The organism is Pseudovibrio sp. JE062 (genome assembly GCF_000156235.1).
In the GTDB taxonomy this organism is placed as follows: Bacteria; Pseudomonadota; Alphaproteobacteria; order Rhizobiales; family Stappiaceae; genus Pseudovibrio.
In genome coordinates, this window is sequence record NZ_DS996809.1 from 82,043 (window position 1) to 98,893 (window position 16,851).

The 16,851-nt window shown below is 55.0% G+C and carries 18 protein-coding genes; all 18 read right to left on the reverse strand.

Annotation, left to right across the window (positions count from 1 at the left end):
- Window positions 1-175: 175 nt before the first annotated feature.
- A complete protein-coding gene (gene ccmI / locus PJE062_RS12720) occupies window positions 176-1,336 on the reverse strand; it encodes a c-type cytochrome biogenesis protein CcmI (RefSeq protein ID WP_008549910.1) in 1,161 nt (386 codons plus the stop codon).
- 138 nt (window positions 1,337-1,474) lie between these two features.
- The gene (locus PJE062_RS12725) at window positions 1,475-2,941 is read right to left on the reverse strand and encodes a hypothetical protein (RefSeq protein ID WP_008549861.1); all 1,467 of its coding nucleotides are present in this window, start codon (window positions 2,939-2,941) and stop codon (window positions 1,475-1,477) included.
- A 293-nt stretch (window positions 2,942-3,234) separates the two neighbouring features.
- On the reverse strand, window positions 3,235-3,666 hold the full coding sequence (locus tag PJE062_RS12730) for an RT0821/Lpp0805 family surface protein (RefSeq protein ID WP_208608712.1): 432 nt from the start codon (window positions 3,664-3,666) through the stop codon (window positions 3,235-3,237).
- 225 nt (window positions 3,667-3,891) lie between these two features.
- Window positions 3,892-5,313, reverse strand: a complete 1,422-nt coding sequence (locus PJE062_RS12735; RefSeq protein ID WP_208982293.1) for an ATP-binding protein — start codon at window positions 5,311-5,313, stop codon at window positions 3,892-3,894.
- A complete protein-coding gene (locus PJE062_RS12740) occupies window positions 5,306-5,971 on the reverse strand; it encodes a response regulator transcription factor (RefSeq protein ID WP_037036840.1) in 666 nt (221 codons plus the stop codon). Before PJE062_RS12740 ends, PJE062_RS12735 begins: the two co-directional genes overlap by 8 nt.
- A 97-nt stretch (window positions 5,972-6,068) precedes the next feature.
- Window positions 6,069-6,362, reverse strand: coding sequence for a PepSY domain-containing protein (locus PJE062_RS12745; protein ID WP_208982294.1), 294 nt, complete (start codon window positions 6,360-6,362; stop codon window positions 6,069-6,071).
- A 137-nt stretch (window positions 6,363-6,499) separates the two neighbouring features.
- The gene (locus tag PJE062_RS12750) at window positions 6,500-10,384 is read right to left on the reverse strand and encodes a glycoside hydrolase TIM-barrel-like domain-containing protein (protein WP_008549683.1); all 3,885 of its coding nucleotides are present in this window, start codon (window positions 10,382-10,384) and stop codon (window positions 6,500-6,502) included.
- Between the two features lie 18 nt (window positions 10,385-10,402).
- Window positions 10,403-10,843 (reverse strand): peptidase P60, encoded by a 441-nt coding sequence (locus PJE062_RS12755; RefSeq protein ID WP_008549636.1) that lies wholly within the window; start codon window positions 10,841-10,843, stop codon window positions 10,403-10,405.
- Window position 10,844: 1 nt separating this feature from the next.
- Complete coding sequence (locus tag PJE062_RS12760) at window positions 10,845-11,732, reverse strand: DUF2163 domain-containing protein (protein ID WP_008549849.1); 888 nt, start codon at window positions 11,730-11,732, stop codon at window positions 10,845-10,847.
- A gap of 21 nt (window positions 11,733-11,753) precedes the next feature.
- Entirely contained in the window at window positions 11,754-12,398 is a 645-nt protein-coding gene (locus PJE062_RS12765) for a DUF2460 domain-containing protein (protein WP_008549747.1), read from the reverse strand.
- A gap of 210 nt (window positions 12,399-12,608) precedes the next feature.
- Window positions 12,609-13,145, reverse strand: a complete 537-nt coding sequence (locus PJE062_RS12770) for a phage tail tape measure protein (RefSeq protein ID WP_008550057.1) — start codon at window positions 13,143-13,145, stop codon at window positions 12,609-12,611.
- Window positions 13,138-13,368, reverse strand: a complete 231-nt coding sequence (locus tag PJE062_RS12775) for a phage tail assembly chaperone (protein WP_037036848.1) — start codon at window positions 13,366-13,368, stop codon at window positions 13,138-13,140. Before PJE062_RS12775 ends, PJE062_RS12770 begins: the two co-directional genes overlap by 8 nt.
- Window positions 13,365-13,733, reverse strand: coding sequence for a gene transfer agent family protein (locus tag PJE062_RS12780; protein ID WP_037036853.1), 369 nt, complete (start codon window positions 13,731-13,733; stop codon window positions 13,365-13,367). Before PJE062_RS12780 ends, PJE062_RS12775 begins: the two co-directional genes overlap by 4 nt.
- An 8-nt stretch (window positions 13,734-13,741) precedes the next feature.
- Window positions 13,742-14,158: a phage major tail protein, TP901-1 family gene (locus tag PJE062_RS12785; protein ID WP_008549955.1), complete on the reverse strand. Its 417-nt coding sequence runs from the start codon at window positions 14,156-14,158 to the stop codon at window positions 13,742-13,744.
- A gap of 24 nt (window positions 14,159-14,182) precedes the next feature.
- Complete coding sequence (locus tag PJE062_RS12790; protein WP_008549857.1) at window positions 14,183-14,590, reverse strand: DUF3168 domain-containing protein; 408 nt, start codon at window positions 14,588-14,590, stop codon at window positions 14,183-14,185.
- Entirely contained in the window at window positions 14,577-14,915 is a 339-nt protein-coding gene (locus PJE062_RS12795; RefSeq protein ID WP_037036858.1) for a phage head closure protein, read from the reverse strand. The genes PJE062_RS12790 and PJE062_RS12795 overlap by 14 nt, the downstream gene beginning before the upstream one ends.
- Complete coding sequence (locus PJE062_RS12800) at window positions 14,912-15,484, reverse strand: head-tail connector protein (protein WP_037036861.1); 573 nt, start codon at window positions 15,482-15,484, stop codon at window positions 14,912-14,914. Before PJE062_RS12800 ends, PJE062_RS12795 begins: the two co-directional genes overlap by 4 nt.
- A gap of 32 nt (window positions 15,485-15,516) precedes the next feature.
- Window positions 15,517-16,848, reverse strand: coding sequence for a phage major capsid protein (locus PJE062_RS12805; protein WP_008550027.1), 1,332 nt, complete (start codon window positions 16,846-16,848; stop codon window positions 15,517-15,519).
- Between the last annotated feature and the right edge of the window lie 3 nt (window positions 16,849-16,851).

The window sequence follows — 16,851 nt, forward strand, 5'->3', positions numbered from 1 at the left end:
ACGTATTCTTTTCCGAAAACCGGTTCCCACTTTTCGGGAATACGCTGTAGTGCCTTTCGGCAGTTCATGTTTTGCAGCTCGTCAGAGCATCTTTCGATGCGCTGACTATTTGTTTAGCATATCATTTTCCAAAAACCGGTAGCCGCTTTTCGGCGATATGCTGTAGCTGCCTGCCTTATTCGGCAGGGCTCAAGTTCAGACTCGCGGCCAACTGGTCGATCTGTTCCAGAGCTTTCGCATCATCCTTAAGGTTCTCTTTGGCACGAGCTACCGCTTTTGTAGCTTCTGCCTGTTCACCCAGAATAATGCGGGCCTGTATCAGTCGTCCCCATTCGGAGACAGAACCGCCCTCTTCGTTCAGGCGTTCGTCCAGCTGTATAACCATCTGGCTGATCATCTCATTGCGATCTTCTGCACTCATCTGCGCAGCCGCTTCAACTTCTTCAGCAGAAGGTCCTGCTGGCTGCTCAAGTGCCGGGATCGTTTCTGCTTCACCAGATACTACGGCGCCTCTTGCGATCAGTTCGTCACGCTGTGCCTTTGCAGCATCCACCCAAGGAGCATTTGAATCTGCTGTCTTCAGTAGTGCATTCCAGGCGGCCAGCGCTTCGTTTATCTGACCCTTCTGGCCCATAGCCATTGCCAGATAGTAGTAGGGTTGCAACATTTCAGGCTTGGCGAGATTGATCCGGCGCAAAACCTTTTCAACTTCTTCGGAAACCTGACCTTCATTTGCAAAGATGCTTGCTTCAGCCCAACCTACCATCAGGTCGAGGTTCTCAGGAAACTGACTCAGCGCCTGCGCATAAGCGCGACGTGCTTTGTCAAACTGGCTGGTGCGCATGTAAACAGGCGCGATAACCGCCCAGCCCTGTCCGTCTGTAGGATTTTCTTTGAGGTGATCTTCTGTTCTTGCGATCAGAACTTCAAGGTCTGCCTCGCCGGTTGTCGCGGCTAGGCGCTCAGCCCGTGGCTGATCAGGGATTTCCGGAGAACCGTATTGTAAATACATACCTAGCGCGGCCAGCGGCAGCAGAACAACCGCTGTCAGCTGCACAGCGCGCAAGCGCATTTTGGAGGGAGCCTCCTGGTCGTCACCCTCGTTTTGCTTGTGTGCGGCCAACAGGCGACGCGACACTTCAATTTTGGCGGCTTCGGCCATGTCCGGCGCGATGACACCGCGCTCGAGATCTTTTTGTATTTCTTCGAGCTGGGCGCGAAACACAGCTTCATCATTGCGCTCATCAGGATGAACCTTAGGAGAGCGAGCCAATGGAACGAGTACGGTCAATGCGACCGCCGCCGTCAAAATTGCGAGAACTAACCAGAATGTCATAGTGGCTTAAATAGACAGGTTCTAAATGTGAAAGGCAACAGTTCCCCCCCTGCGACGGGCAGTCGCACAAGCCATATACCCACAAAATACCTATGAAGTTGCACTTATTTTCTAAAAGACGCAGGCGCTACTAAGGGGTTAGGCCGCATCTTTCATGTATGTCCGCTGCCTGCGAATGAGGTTCGCAGTGTCTTCCGGCTCCAATGAGATCTCGCTCATCGATATCAAACGGCTCAATTTTCTCGAAATTTCGCCATAATTCGGAGGGTTTTCGGTCTCGTTTTGCTCTTCTTTAGGAGCTGCCAATAGCTTCTCAGAATTGCGATCAATGAAGCGCTCGACATGATCTCTGGTTGAGCTCTGCAACTCGTTCAACCCAAGCACACCTGCATATTGTGAGGCTAACTTGGCGAGTTTTAATCCCCTCAAACATTTGTGATAGGAGCGCTGAATCTGCTCAAAACGGAAACCGCCTTGCAAATCGGCCAGATCAGGCTTGGTTTCTGAGGCGATTGCTTCTTCCAAAAGAGATGGCAAGTTGCGAATTTCATCACGCAGTAATCGGCATAAACGATTCTTTAGCTGAACCGCACGCTGTTGCCACTGATCGCAAGCATCGAAGCCTTTCAGTTCTTCCAGCTCTTCAAAGTGCAGTAGACAGGCATTGGCGGCCTCAGGCAGGCCAACGATGGCCTCCTCTTCCAAACGCCAGCCCTCGACAACTGACACGCTCAGCTCCAGTGATGACAATGCAAACTCAACAAAGGCAGCGTAGGGCGTGCCCGTGACATCTCGCAGTGTTGGTACTGCGGCCAGTGCCTGCGCAAGCTTCATCAGCTCTACAGGGGCTTCATCGAGACGAAGGAACGCCAATGCGGCAAGGTAGTTCACCTCGCTGCGGTTCTCTTCGATATGGGCGCGCATGTTCTTCAGATCACTTCCCGAAGACATGGTCAGGATATCTTCAGCAAATGGCGGCGTGCGGACCATCACCTTTTCCCAGGCAGGTGCACGTTCAAGGATCACCAGCGCATCACGGAAGAAGTCAAAGTTGACGTGGCCGCCGACCTTACGGCGCAGCTTGGTTTTGATCTGGATGTCCTGATCCGCTGTTTCCAGCTCTTTCTTAGCTGCTGCTACCAGCCTTAAGCGCAAACCTTCTGCGCAGGTGGAGATTGCCTTTTGGATGGTCTCGTGCGTGGCTGGCAGATCCTGATGCTGGCACAGCTCTTCCAGAGCGGCGACGGCTTCATTGAACTCACTGGAGAGCAACTCCTGCCTCATGTAAGCCCAGAGCGTATCCATCACAGAGGCATCGATGCGACCCGGTTGAGGCGTGGTGAGCGGTGTTACGATCAGGAACGGTTGCAACGGGCTTAGGATTGCGCGCTTTAGCGGCGTATCAAGAGACAGCTTTTGCTCGGGAATGTAAGAGGCCTCACCCAGCAATCGGCGAATGGTGAGCAACATGAGGTCTGAGTTGGGAACAGATTTACCGCATTGAAGCGAGTCTTCGACAGACCGTTCCAACATTCGCAGAGCAGGCTGAGACAAGGCGCTCAACACCTTCTCCATTTGCAATGCTTTATGGTTGACCTCGTGCATCCAAATCTCTCTGGTACTCAGCTTTACTCTGACCGGACAAACACACGCCCGGCTCTCAATCCCTCAAAGCTCACTAGATCCGCTTAACGAGCTCTGGTTTCTTGTTTGAGCGCCTCTTCTTCCAAAACGAACTTGCTTTTCGGAAACGCGCTCTAGCAGACAACAACCGCTAAAATTGTATTAGTTGATCAAAACTATCGGCGGAATTGCTTAATCAAATCTTGATAAGCGCGACTTTCCGCATGCGAAAGATGCGTTTCCTTCAGCTAAAACATGTGGTTTGGGAAGTTGGATTAGTTGAGCGCAGCCCAGCGTTCGCCATCTTTACACGCAGCGCCTTTGATTACCTGCGTTTTTTCATCGTAAGCGATGGTGTGCTGGAAATCGCGGCAGCGACGATCGTTGACGTAATATACTGGACCGGACTTCACAGTGCCCTGCGCGCCAGAGAATCGGTTGCGCCAGACTACCTTGTTGCCTGCATCGGATGCGTTGAGGGCTTTGCTTTGTGCTTTGTAAACGGTGTCCAGATCACCACTTCTGAGTAGCTGTTTCAGCTGACCTTCCGTGGCACTGTCAATTGCAGCATGGGCCGCTGCGTTCTGCTCGCTATCAGACGACCAGAAGCCGAAGATGGATGAGGAGGAATCATCGGCACTCGCGCTGGTGACATGGTCAGATGTAGCGCAGCCAGCTAAACCGCTAACGACTACAGGCAAGACCATCAGTTTTTTCCAGTTTCGCACCAACATGCATCCTCATTGTCGCTTCTGCGACTTATCAGTTTTGCAGAAAGGAACTTTTGTCCTTTCCAAGGTCTCTCAGCAGAGGCCTCAAACCAAAGCAGCGCCATTAGCTTGAAAACACTTCCTTGGAGCAACCCCTTAAAACACAGTTACACTTACTATCAGTACTGTTTGAAACAGATGCAACCCCTGCCCCAAATCAGTTCAGATTGTGAGAGACGGCAAGATCACCGTTGCTTTCAAGCCGCCTAAATCACTATCGCCCAGTTCAAACGAACCACCGTAAATCCCTGCAATGTCAACAATTATGGACAAACCCAAACCTGTTCCCGGTACGGTCTCATCCAGTCTTTGACCTCTGCGCAGCGCACGTTTTTTCTCTTCAGCACCCAGTCCCGGCCCATCATCTTCTACGATCAGACTGATAAGTGACGCAGAGGAATTGTTGTTTTTCAGCGTCACTGACACTTTTTTATCACACCACTTGCAGGCGTTATCCAACAAATTCCCAAGGATTTCTTCCAGATCTTGCTGCTCACCGCGGAACAACAGAGTCTCATCCATATCGACCGTGATTTCTGGCTGTTTGTCACGATGGATTTTCTCCATCGCCCGTGCCATGCGTGTCACCACAGGAGCGGCTTCACAGGACACACCAATCACACGGCGCTGTGCCGCCATACGTGCCTTTTCCAGATAGTGCTGAACTTGGCCCCTCATTATATCTGCCTGCTCGGAAACCTTCAGAGCGAGTGGTTCATCTGAGCTTCGGGCTTCGTTGGTAATGACAGACAGAGGCGTTTTCAGGGCATGAGCAAGATTTCCAACCTGAGTTCTGGAATGTTCCACGACTTCCCGGTTGGAATGGATCAAAGCATTAAGTTCAACGGCAAGCGGTTTCAGCTCTTTTGGCAGATCTTCCTGAACTTCCTCTTCTTTTCCCTGACGCACTCGGCCAAGACTTTCCTGAAGTTCGGTCAAAGGACGCAGACCGAAGCGGACCTGCAGGAAGATGGCTGCAACAAGACCAAGCCCCAGAACGCCAAGGGTGATCGCAGCCTGCCAAGCAAAGGACGCAGTGCTCTCACCCAGTTCTTTCGTGCTGCCTGCCACTGCGATTGTGACGGGTTGAAGTCCGCCAAACTGGATGCGTTTTTGCAGTACACGCAGCTCTCGGCCAGCAGGGCCAATAATGTTACGTGTCAACGCCAGCTCACCGTTCATGGGCTTTAAGCTGAGCGTATCACCAAAGAGCGAGTCGCTCTCATAGAGAACTTTGCCATTGCGCTGGACCGTCCAGTACCAACCGGAGAGCGGCATAGAGAAGCGTGGGTCACCAATGCGGCGCAGGGCGGAGTACTTCTGTGCTTCGTCGGCAGCAAGCGCACTGACGATTGCTGTCATATGCACTTCAAGGCGTTCATCGAGCGCCTTTTCACCAGCTTCACGGAACAAGGCAACGAGGATGGCACCGGCAACAACCAGACTGACCAGCGCCCACAGGCCAGCAACAAAAATCAGACGCCATGCCAATGACGCCTGCTGTTTCTTGCGGATGTAACCGATCACATTCCAACTTAAGGAAGCTTGCGACTGGTTGCTGTCTGGGCTGGGCTTATCAGGCATCTTCTTCCTGTAACCTGTAGCCCAGACCACGCACGGTCTCGATCAAGGAGCTGCCAAACTTCTTGCGCAGGCGGCCTACAAACACTTCAATTGTGTTGGAGTCGCGATCAAAGTCCTGATCATAGAGATGCTCGACCAACTCGGTTCTGGAGATCACTCTACCTTTGTGGTGCATGAGGTAGGAGAGCAGGCGGAACTCGTGAGAGGTGAGCTTCACGGACATGCCGTTTTTCGTCACCTTGCCTGCTTTGGTGTCCAGAACAATGTCACCGATTGAGATCTCGTTGGAAGCGAGGCCAGCAGCGCGGCGGACCAGTGCCCTTACCCGCGCCAGCACTTCTTCCATATGGAACGGTTTGGCGACGTAATCATCAGCGCCTGCATCAATGCCAGCGACCTTATCACTCCAGCGATCACGGGCTGTGAGGATGAGGACCGGCATGGAGTGACCGTCCCTGCGCCAGCGTTCCAGTACGCTGAGACCATCCATCTGCGGCAGGCCAAGATCCAGAATGACAGCGTCATAAGGTTCGGTATCGCCGAGGAAATGACCTTCCTCGCCGTCATATGCTTTGTCGACAACGTAGCCAGCATCTTCCAGTGCTTCGCATAGCTGTCTGTTCAAATCGCGATCATCTTCAACGATCAACATTCGCATAAGAGGTACCCCGCACCAGCATTCAGGCCTATATCGCCGTTTAAATTCGTTCAAATTCGGGCAGAAAAATCTCTATCCAGAGTTCTTCGCGGCGCAGTTACAACCGGCGCCCTGTTCGTGCATCCAATGTCACTTGCGAGACATTGCCGTTGTTGAGCACGGAGAGCACATAGACCAACCCACCGCCTCGCTCACACAGCTTGGCTGAAAGGATCTGCCCGTTGACCCGCAAGGAGCCGAGCGGACGCGCCTGACCGCTGGCGACGGCTTGCCGGGTCTGGCTGGAGGACAAACACGCTGCCTGCGCAGGTGCAGACCAGGTGAAGACCGTTGTCGCCAAAGCCAATGCCATCAATGAGCGAGATAAGAGGTTGTGGAGTTGGTGTCTCATAAGGCGTCTTCTAACCGGCACTGGCTGAACCTCACATGAACGAGGTGTTATTTATTTCAAAACAAAGACCTAGCAGATTCTCTGGGGTCTGTGATGTTTCTTGGCTTGCTTTGCAAATAATCCGGTAAAAGCACTTGTTAAAGTGTTACGCTTGCCAAGCAATCTGCAGTTGTCCCCAATCCGAATTTAGTCGATTTTTGAGCAACTTCGCAGGTCAAAGCATGCGTTCCAGTCCCCAGCATCTGCAACAGATCTGCTTTCGGAATAACGAGCTGATCTGTTGAGGTTTCGTAGGTTTGCAAAAGAACAAGATCCGTTTCACCTGCGGGTTTGTGCGAGATCTTAAGGGAAAACGCCAGTTTATCTTCTTGCACCGGAATATCTGGTGTGGCCCAGCTGTCCCCCTCCCACCTTGTTCTGCGAATCCAGTTGAGAGCAAGATCGCCGTTCTCCTGAACGGTCGCCTTGAGGTGGACTGGCGCGAAGGGCATCAGCGCGGTTTGACTGCCTTCGTGACTCAGTTTCACCGCCCATTTGAAGCCCAATGGCTTTCCAGCAGGAACCACACGATATGAAAACGCCACACCTGCCTTATCGCTGGTCCATGGCAATTTGAGCAGGGATTGATTGAGCAGGATGAACTCGGCATTGGTGGGGGCTATTATCCCGACAAGATGCTCAGTGCCTAGCTGGCCTCTGAGCAGCTTGCTGAGTTTGTAGGTCATGGGCGCGATCAGCTCTGCATTACAGAACTGTATCACCTCCCATTGATCACCTTTGCGAACCGCGCAGGCATTTGCTCCTGCCAGCACATCCAGCAGTTTGCGGCTCTGCATCTGCCCGCCATAGAGTTTCACGATGATTTCTGAGGTGGTATCCCAACGCCAGAGTGGGCCGCTTTCAAGAGATGCCTGCAATGTGCCCATGACGGCGGGCTCTGAGACTTGCATCAGGGGCGTGAACTCTTCTCCTGAACTGGAGGCGTAGACCTGATAAGCACTGGGCCAGTTGCCGTTGTAAATGGCAATGACAGGGCTGCCGTCATCGGGGCCTTCGCTATGGAACCGCGGCAGGTCCAATATGCGGACAATCGGCGGGCCTGAGGTGGTGTCGTTAAAGGATGGCTGTGTGGTGTTGTCTGGGCTGGAAGAGATGGTGACTGTTGGTTCCCCGAGGAGCCGAATGGCTTGCACATCCATATGAGCGCCTGAGGAGATCTCGGTGATGCGGCATTGGATTGCCGCGTTGTCTTCCTTCAACAGCTCAACGGGCAACTCGATAATGTCACCCGGTTTCAGGTCCATGTTGTTTAAGGCGAGTTTGAACTGGAAGGTTTCGCGATCCAGCCAGAGCAATTGGTGCATCTTTTCGACGAGTTTTCGGGCCACTGGCAAGGACATGGTGATGGGGAGCTGAAGGGTTGAGGTGCGGCGGTCCATGCCTTCCAGTCGGCGGGATGTCACCACTAGAGCTTCGAAGTCGTTGTTGGGATCCATCCCCCGCAAGCGCAGTTCTGCGGGCAAATCGCTGCCATCGTTGCGGTTTATGGAGATGTAGCCCTCTTCTCCTTCGTCAGCCTCCAAAAGATCGCCAAGACCCAGTTTGCCGTTTTGTGCGGTTGCCGCGTATCTGGGGAGCACAGCCAGATGGGTGCCGCGATCGACGGCGATGCCGCCAGTCAGTTGCAGGATGGGTGTTAGCGCAGATCGCAGTGAAGTGGGGCCGGAGACGGTCAGACCTTCGATGGTTTCTCCCAGTTCTGCGATTTCAGTGAGGTCTTGTGTATGGCCGAAGTCATCACGCATGGCGCGGATGAGGCCAGAGGCAGACAATGCTCCCAGTCGACCTGTGAGCCAGTGGCCGAGCTGCCAGTTTTGACCATCTGCCCAGATATCGGCATAGGTTGGGAACTCGGGATACGGGCGAGCATCCCATGTCCAGAGGAAGGTGTTGTCGGCCTCTACCATGTTCCCTCCATAGAGGCTCGAGGTTGGGTTATCGCCCTGAGGCCAGTCGGGGTGGTCATTACCCCAATAGCTGAGGCTTGCTTCCTGAGCACGGCGCTGGACAAGATCATCCTGCTGTCCGTTGGAGAAATGCGGCAAAGCACTTTCTGCGGATTTGGGATCAACAAAAACATTGGGCTGATTGGTGCCTTTGTCGACGGCAGGAAAGCCAAGCTCTGTGAACCAGATCGGTTTGGACTGTGGTGTCCATGGGGTTGGCGTGGCTTGCTCTGCGTTTCCGGCGCGCTCGAAGTGCTGGTTTTGCCACCAGTTCTTCAGGTCTTTCTGGCGGAACACCCACGGCTTGTTGTGGGCGCCATCCGTGATGAGACTGCGGGTTTTAGCAGTACGGTCTTCATCGCTTGCGTAGTACCAATCGTAATACTCGCCCGAAGCTATTCCTGCTCTCATTTCACTCAGGTCGTAGCTGGACTGAGTGCTATCTTCTTTTCGTAAATCCGTGAGTGGCAAGTAGTAGTCGATGCCGACAAAGTCTATGTCTGCATGTCCCCACAAAGGATCGAGAGGGAAACGCAGGTCGCCGGATTGGGGGCTGTAGCCAGCGTACTCGCTCCAGTCTGCAGCATAAGAGAGTTTGGTTTCGGTACCGATGATCTGCCGGACTTCAGTTGCCAGTGCTTGCAAGTGGTCTACGAAGGGGAATAAGCCGCCGCCTGCCCAACATTGAGTAAGGCCGCGTAATTCTGAGCCGATAAGGAAGGCCTCCACGCCACCTGCTGCTTTCACCAGATTGGCATAGTGCAGGATGAAGCGGTGAAAGCGCCAATCATTACCGTTGCCTACGAAAGCGTCTATCTGAGATGTGACGGCGCTTGTGCCCTGAGGCGTTCCAGACTGGCCTGCTGCTATATCTGAAGTAATACGTCCGCGCCAAGGGTAGCTGGATTGTCTGGTTGCACCATAGGGGTCAGGCAGTTGATTGTCTTCGGGAATGTCCATCATGATAAACGGATAGAACATGACCTTGAGGCCCCGACGCTTCAGTTCCTTAATGGCTTCTGTGACAGAAGCGTCTGAGGGTGTGCCACCGTAAGCTGGTCTGTCGTTGATGCGGGAGACTTCTGGTACTTCAGATCGGCTCAGGCCTGCGACACTCCAGTTTTCGGGCAGGTGCTGGGTGGTCTGGTAGGTTACTTTGGGCTGAATGGTGCAATGAGAGGCGCGCAGGTCATCACCGAACCATGAGACGACCAGCGCCACGCTTTTTAGATTGGGACACAGCGCCTGCAGCTCATCTAACGAGCGGACCAGGTCAGTTTCCTCACCCTTGCCGTGACGGTTCACACTGCGTGTGTTGCCGGGGGAGATTTCTTCAATGATCTCCTGCGGATGATAGGCAAATTCGCCAGCACCTGGGATGAGCGTGACGGCTTTGATCTGCTGCTCCAGTGGCTCGATGGAGCGGAGTACCTCAAAAGAGAGTTGCGGGATGCGATTGCCAAACTCGGCCAGCGGCAAGCGCTCAAACACCACATAGGCGGTTCCTTTATAGGCTGGTGCAGAGCCTTGCTTGGCTTCAATGAGCGGATCCGGCTGCTGGTCTTCAGCTCCCAGATAGATGCGCATGTTGATTGAAGAGGTGTCCAGCTGCTTGCCATTGGCCCATACGCGGCGAACAGAGGTGATGGGGCCTTCGCACAAGGCGACAGCAAAGTTGGCGAAGTAGCTGTGGCTGGTGACCGTGGTGGAAGAACCAGTTGACTTGCCACCCTGCTTTTCTTCGGAGACCACCTCTTCTAGACGCGTTGCCCAGGTGATGTTTCCGGTGACACGGACGCGGCCATAAACAAACGGCAGCGAGGCGCCTTCTGCTGCGGTTTGCAGTTGCAAATCACCCAGTTTGCCGACGGAGACCTCTCGCGTTTCTCCGAAGATCTGCTGGTCAATCCATGCACCACCCACGGCACCCAGCGTCTGCCCCACGATGGCACCGATGGGGCCGCCGAGTGCGCTGCCAACGGCTGCACCAACATTTGAGAGCACCATTGTTGCCATGGCTTTGTCCTTTCCGGATCAATCAATTGGGAAAAATGAAAAACGCCCTGCGATCTTATTGCGCCACATGGGCACCAGAGGGCTTTCAACCACACCGACCGCTTCATAGGCGTGGAGGAAGTGGTCTTTGCTGCTCATAAGACCAAGGTGTTTGCATGGGCTTTGAGGAGCCCAGCGGAACACGATAACCTCTGCGGGTTTTGGCTGATGTAGCGGGCCTTTCACCTCATGGAGGTATCGATGCGCAGCTTTGAGCAGCAGGTCCTCTCCCTTTAGCTCTGCCCATTCCGGGGCATAGTCCGCCGGAACAGCTGGTTCAGAGCCGTGCAAGAGGCGGTAGAGGCCGCGAATGAAGCCGAGGCAGTCGCAGCCTGCGCCTTTGCGGGAGGCCTGATGTTGGTAGGGGGTGCCGATCCAGCTGTGGGCCTCTCGCAGGAGTGCTTGCGGGTTTTGCTGCATGTCACCCCACCAGCTTTTCGCCATTGTTGGCGGCGGATTGAGTTTCAGGGCCTTTGAGGATGAAGTCGTTACCCGGCATGTGCGGGAAGCCACGGAAGTTTTCGCCATTTTGGAACTTTGCCTGACACGTGCCCCAGCCTTTGTCACAGCCCGCAGAGATGCTTGCCGTCACCGGATAGGTTTGCTCTAGCACCAGCGGTGCCCAGAGTGTCAGCTTGTGTTTGCTCTGCTCAATGGTGTGATTGGCTATGCGTAAAGGATGATTGGCGTAAGCGCCGGTTTGGAACACGAGTTTGCCGAAAGACCACCAGCCTACTGCGATGTCGGTATTTCCTTCGATGATCAACCGATTGGCGGTGTCCTTGCCGATGATACTCACTTGCCTCGTATAGGTGGCAGTGTTCAGATCAATCCCGCATTTGGAATCTCCCAGATCTGCGTGACATTGGTGGGAGAGTTGTCGACCTTTGGACTCTGAGAGCTTGGCGGCCAGTGAGCGAAACTCCGCGCGGAAGACATTGGTATCTCGCGTGACTTCGCCTAGCGTGCCTCGTCTTAGAAGCTGGTGTTGCTCCGAGTTCTGCCAGTTGACCAGATAGACCTCGACCTCCGCATTGTCCCAGAGGCCTGCGCGTAGATCTTTTTCACTCAGGCTCTCTGAGGAAAGAAAGCCCAGCGCTTCTTCCTGTCCGGCCTGAAAATCTGACTGGGCCATGGCCTGCGACCCATCCAGCCCGAACCCTGGCTCATATGTTTTGCCGAGCAGCGTGATGGGTTGATCATGCGTGGTGAAGCCGAGGCTGAGGCCGGAAGGCGCTGTTAGTCGCCAGCAGTAGGCCACAGTGGTGCGTTCACCATTCAGGTGTTCTTTCAAAGCAGCGTTGAACATGAGGATACTCGTGAGATTGAGTTAGCTGAGGAGTTCGACAAGCGGGATGGATGGCACCTGCCCTGCCTCAAAGTGCAGGAGGTTGATTTCCAGCTGATCATTTTCAAATCGAGCGGGTGTATCGAACAGGAAACCTGCGGTGACCACCTGATGGTTGGTGGGAATGTGACCGGCTTGAAACTGAAGAATGCCTGTCAGCGGATTGAGCAGGACATCACTGCCGACAGTTTTCAGTTGGCCAGCCACTGCGACTGAGAGGGTTCCGGCCACTGGCTTCGTGATCTTGCGTTGCCATTCCACGCCAGGAGCCCCCACCTGTTTGATTAGCTGGAACGCTGCGGTGGTGCCATCGCCGGTGCCGAGGGTGACGTCGGTTGCGGAGGGTGTTCCGTCAAATGCACAGGATTTATGGTCCATAGGGTCACGGAATCTGAATCCACACAAACGGCCACCTACTTTTTCGAAGAAGGAGAGGACGCGGTGCAGGTCTGCTGCGCTTCGCAAGCCGGTGCCCACATCAAAATGCCGTCGCGTTCCCTTCCAGATGGCGTTCCGCGTTTCGGCGCCATTGAGTAACCGTGTGACCTGACTGCGTTTTTCTACTCTGACAGAAGCCCCTAGGGAAATTCCAAGCGGGAATGATTCATCAACAAAACTTGGTGGCATTTCCCCCTCCTGTTTGACTTGGCTCAAGGCTGCCCCCCAACGAAGCATCTAATAGGTTTGACATGGGAAAGTTGTTTGCGTGATTTGCGCAGGCCCGTTGTTCATGCTCCTCCCTCTTTGCAAAGCAACGGTTTTTTCCAAAAAGTTTGCTACCACCGTCCGGTAGCAAAACAACGTCGGTCCTTGAGTCCCTCCTCTTCAATGCCGACGTCATAGCCCGCGTCGCCCCCGTCCGGTGGCGCGGGCCATTATCATCGCAATCTGTCCCTGAGATCTTTCAAAGCTGCGCACATCCTGTGTTGCCACGTTTATGGTGACGCTGGGCTGGTTGCTGCCTGCGTTCATGGCGACACCGAGCCGGCCATCACTGCCGCGCTGCAAAGGCAGGATTGCTTCTGCGCCAGCCTCCCCCATCACCCCCAGACCTGTGCCGTTTGCTGCAAACATTGTGGGGCTGGACACGACACCACCTTTTGCGAACGGTGTGACGCTGCCAATTGCAGATGAGATACCAGCCGACAGCAAGCCTTCCAGCGGTTTGAGCGCATTATTGAGAGCGGAGCTAGAAAGGTTCAGCGCGACTTGCGAGAGGATGGATTGCAAGTCCTTGCCTGAGGTGACAGCGCTTTGCAGGCCTTTGCTGAGTTCGGAGGAGAACTCTTTTGCCAGTGAATTGACCTCCTGCATGGTCACTTCCAGCTCGCGGGCATCTTCCACGTTCAGCGGTTCGTTGAAACTATCAGTCATGATGGTGCGGTTCCTGTTCGTCGGGGAACTGGCGGAGCAGACTATCCAGCGTGGTGCGAGAGAGGTTGTGTGGGTCCTGATGACCTGGTGGGTTCAATGCCATTTGCAGCTCTTTTGGGGTCGCCTGCCAGAATGTACGTGACGACCAGCCCAGCTCACGGCAGGCTTTGTGCAGCAGTTCATGCCAGGGCAGCAGTGTGTCGGTGATACGGCCCTGTTTCACGACTGACCGGGCTTTGATGGGGCATGCGGTTGCTGCGGGGAGAACGTGGCAACGAGCAACTCACCAGCCAGTTTGGCAAGGGCTGCTACGCCGCCTTCATGGGAGAGTTCGGCGACTTCCTCATTCTCAATGATGAGCCCACCACCACGTAGACCTGCTCCCAGCACTTTGATGATATCGGCAGCGCTCAAGTGCCCTTCTGAAAAACGCTCGGTCAGCTGTTGCAGGGAGGTGCAGTTGAGTGTGTCTTCCAGCTCTGCCAGTGCGCCGAGAGTGAGCACCAGAATGTGTTTTTGGCCGCCGAGTTCTGCGAGAATTTCGCCACGTCTGCGGTTGACGCCGCGGCTATAGGTTTTCAATGGCATTGTGTACCTCAGGTCAGCGGTGTGAAGGTGAGTTCTCCGGCGGATTCCAGCGAGATCTCGAAGGTGACTTCGGAGCGGTAGTCGCCCGAGTATTCCAGAGCAGAGAGGTGGAACGGACCTTCCAGAGTGCCGAAGCCGGGCAGGACAATCTGCCAGTCCCGCAGTTCTCCGGCGAAGAAGGCGGTGCGGACTTTTTCTGCTGAAGCTTTGTCGCGAAACAAGCCACTGCCAGAGAGCGATGCATGTCGGGTGGAGGCACCTGCCAGTAGTTCCCGCCAACGACCTGTGCTTTCTGCATCGGTGATATCGATGGGGTTTGCGTTGAGGGCGAGACGCCGCGAGCGCAGGCCCGCCACGCTTTCAAAAGTGCCTGTGCCTGCTGTGTCGAGTTTCAACAGCAGGTCTTTTCCGGCCTGTGCGACCATCTGTTTTCCTTTCGGGTGTTGGCTTTAGTCAGATTGCTGCAGCAGGACGGAGAATTTGATGCGTCCGTACCATGTGCGGCCATCGCTCAGGCGGCGGCAGCTGGTTTCGGTCATAGTCAGGCCTGCGGCTTCAGTGCCTGTTGCTGGTATGATCCCTGCCTCGAGCAGCTCGTTGAAGATCTGCAGGATCTCTAAGGTCTGGGCACGGTCCGGATGGCGGGAATAGATGCCGATGGAACCGGTGAGCTTGCCGCCCTCATCCAGATGACCTGTCAGCAGCTGTGTGGTGACGGCTTCCAGCGTGGCGTAGGGCAACGTTGCACCTCGTGGCACGCCATCAAACAAACGTAGAGGATCACCCAGATAAGGTTTGAGCGATGCTTTGGCGTGGATGGCCTGAAACAGGGCTTTGCGGAATTCAAGCTCCCCCATCATCGCCCTCCTCCTGCTCACAGAGGATTTGTATGAAGGCATCTTGCTCTGAGTTGGGACGGATCGCTTTGACTCTCAGGCTCTGCCCGTCCCGCTCAATGCGCCAGCCCTCAGCCACATCTGTGCGGCGGCGGAGGGTGATGGTAAGTGGATAGGAACTGGCGAGGCGACCTGCTGTAGTGGCCTCTGAGCCAGAAGAGGCCTCCACCTGCCCCCAGACCATGGCCACTTGCTGATAACTTCGGGTGACGGAGCCGTCTGTGCCATGTGTGGTTTCGGGGCGGAGCAACAGCAGAGGCTCGTTGAGTGTGCCTGCTGCTCTCATATTCTGAGGACCTTGTAGGGAGACAGAGCAGCCTCAAAGCCGTGGGGCATGAGGCCTGTGAGGCGGGTTTCTTCCAGCATGGAGCGTCGCTCATACCAGAAGCCGACCAGCATCAGGATTGCGGTTTGCAGGCCCGCGGGAACCGCCGTTGCTGTTGATCCGTAACCAGCCTTGAAATCAATCTCGATACCATTGAGGTCACGAAGTGGTCCGACCGCTCCTGCCTTGAAGCGCAGGCGGGCGGGGTTTCCAGCCAAGTCCACCTGATAATCTGAGGCAGGCACCTGATGTTGGTTGCCTTCCTTATCATAGGTGTAGACCTGCAGAACTTCCGCGACCGGGGCGACCGGCAGGCGGATCAGACGGTCTGGCGGCAAGTCATCCAACAGCAGCCGCCATTCCTGTTCTATGAGAGCCCGCCGTGTGAGTGTCTCCACCTGTTCCCGCGCGGCTTTGATCAGACGTTCGATCAGATCGTCCTCGTGGGTATGAGACACCCTGAGCTGCGCATGCGCCTGGGCGAGCGAAACCGGCTCCAGAGCCGGTGGCACTGTGAGTATAGCCGTCACGGCGGCCCCTCCTTGATTGTGATGGAAGCTGGTTAGGCGCTGAAGTTCAGCAGTTTGTAGGCATCAAAATCCATGATGCCGCCGCCGACACGTTTGGTGATGTAAAACAGTACGTTCGGCTTGCTGGTGTATGGGTCGCGCAGTACGGAGATGCCGACACGGTCCACCACCATGTAACCGCGGTGGAAGTCACCAAACGCGATGGCATAAGGGTCAGAGCCCGCTGTCATATCTGGCATGTGTTCTGCCTCTGTGACCGGAAAGCCCATGAGGCTTGGATCAGCACCGGCGGATGCTGGTGGCTGCCAGAGGTAGTTACCCTGCCCGTCTTTCAGCTTACGGATGGCGGCCTGCGTTCTGCGGTTGAAGAGGAAGCGGGCATTGCGGCGGATGGCGGTTTTGACGCCGTAGATCAGCGAGATCAGCAGATCTCCGCCATTAGAGGAGGGAAACGCACCTGCCTCACCGGTCTTGATGGAGCCAATGGAAAGGCCGGTGTCATCCAGTGAGCCATGGATGGTGCCTTTGAGCAGGCCTTGCGGCTGGCTGGTGCCATTGCCGTTGATGAAGGCGGCAGACTCTTTTTCCGCAAAGACGGTTTCCACTTCTTCTGCCAGAATTTCGCCGATGTTGACGGCGGCATCATCCAGCAAGGTCTGGGTGACGGCAGGAAGGGTCGACAGCTCAAAGATCTTCACTTCCCGCATTTCGAACTTCATGGCGTTTGTTGGCGTGCTGCGGGCATCGGTTTCGCCTTCCCAGTCTGCATCTGGATTGGCAGAAACGATGGGGCGGCGATAGGAGGAGCCGGAGATTTTGCGGTTGGAGGCGATTGAGCGGATGGGCGATAGCGCTGTGATGCGGCGCAGGATGTCTGTTTCCAGCTGCTCCGGCACCAGATACCCGCCATCAGCGGCTGTGCCAGAGGACATGGCTTTCTGTTCCAGCGTTTTCAGGCGGCTTTCCTGCCCCTCACGCATATAGGTTTCAAAGGCGGATTTGTGTTCTACCTCCGCCGTTGGACTGCTACCAGCATCCGGCGCAGATCGCGGCAGGCGCTGGGATTTCAGCTGAAGTTCGTTGAGATGGCGCAGCTGGCCATCGATGATCTCGTCCAATCGGGCCAGTTTTTCGTCCAGCAGGACGTCTGAACCGGACTTTTGCTCCAGCTCGGCCAAACGCACGTCATTTGTCTGAGTATACTCAGAATAAGCATGATTGAGCTGATCGAAGCTGTCAGAACGCCCCATAGCAGAAGCAAACTGCCCTGTTGCGGAGCCGGAAATTATGGGTTCCGCTGATTTTCCTGCAGCTTCTCTGGCGAAGTCTTTGGTTTCCAATGCTGGATTGCATGTGCTTTTCATAGG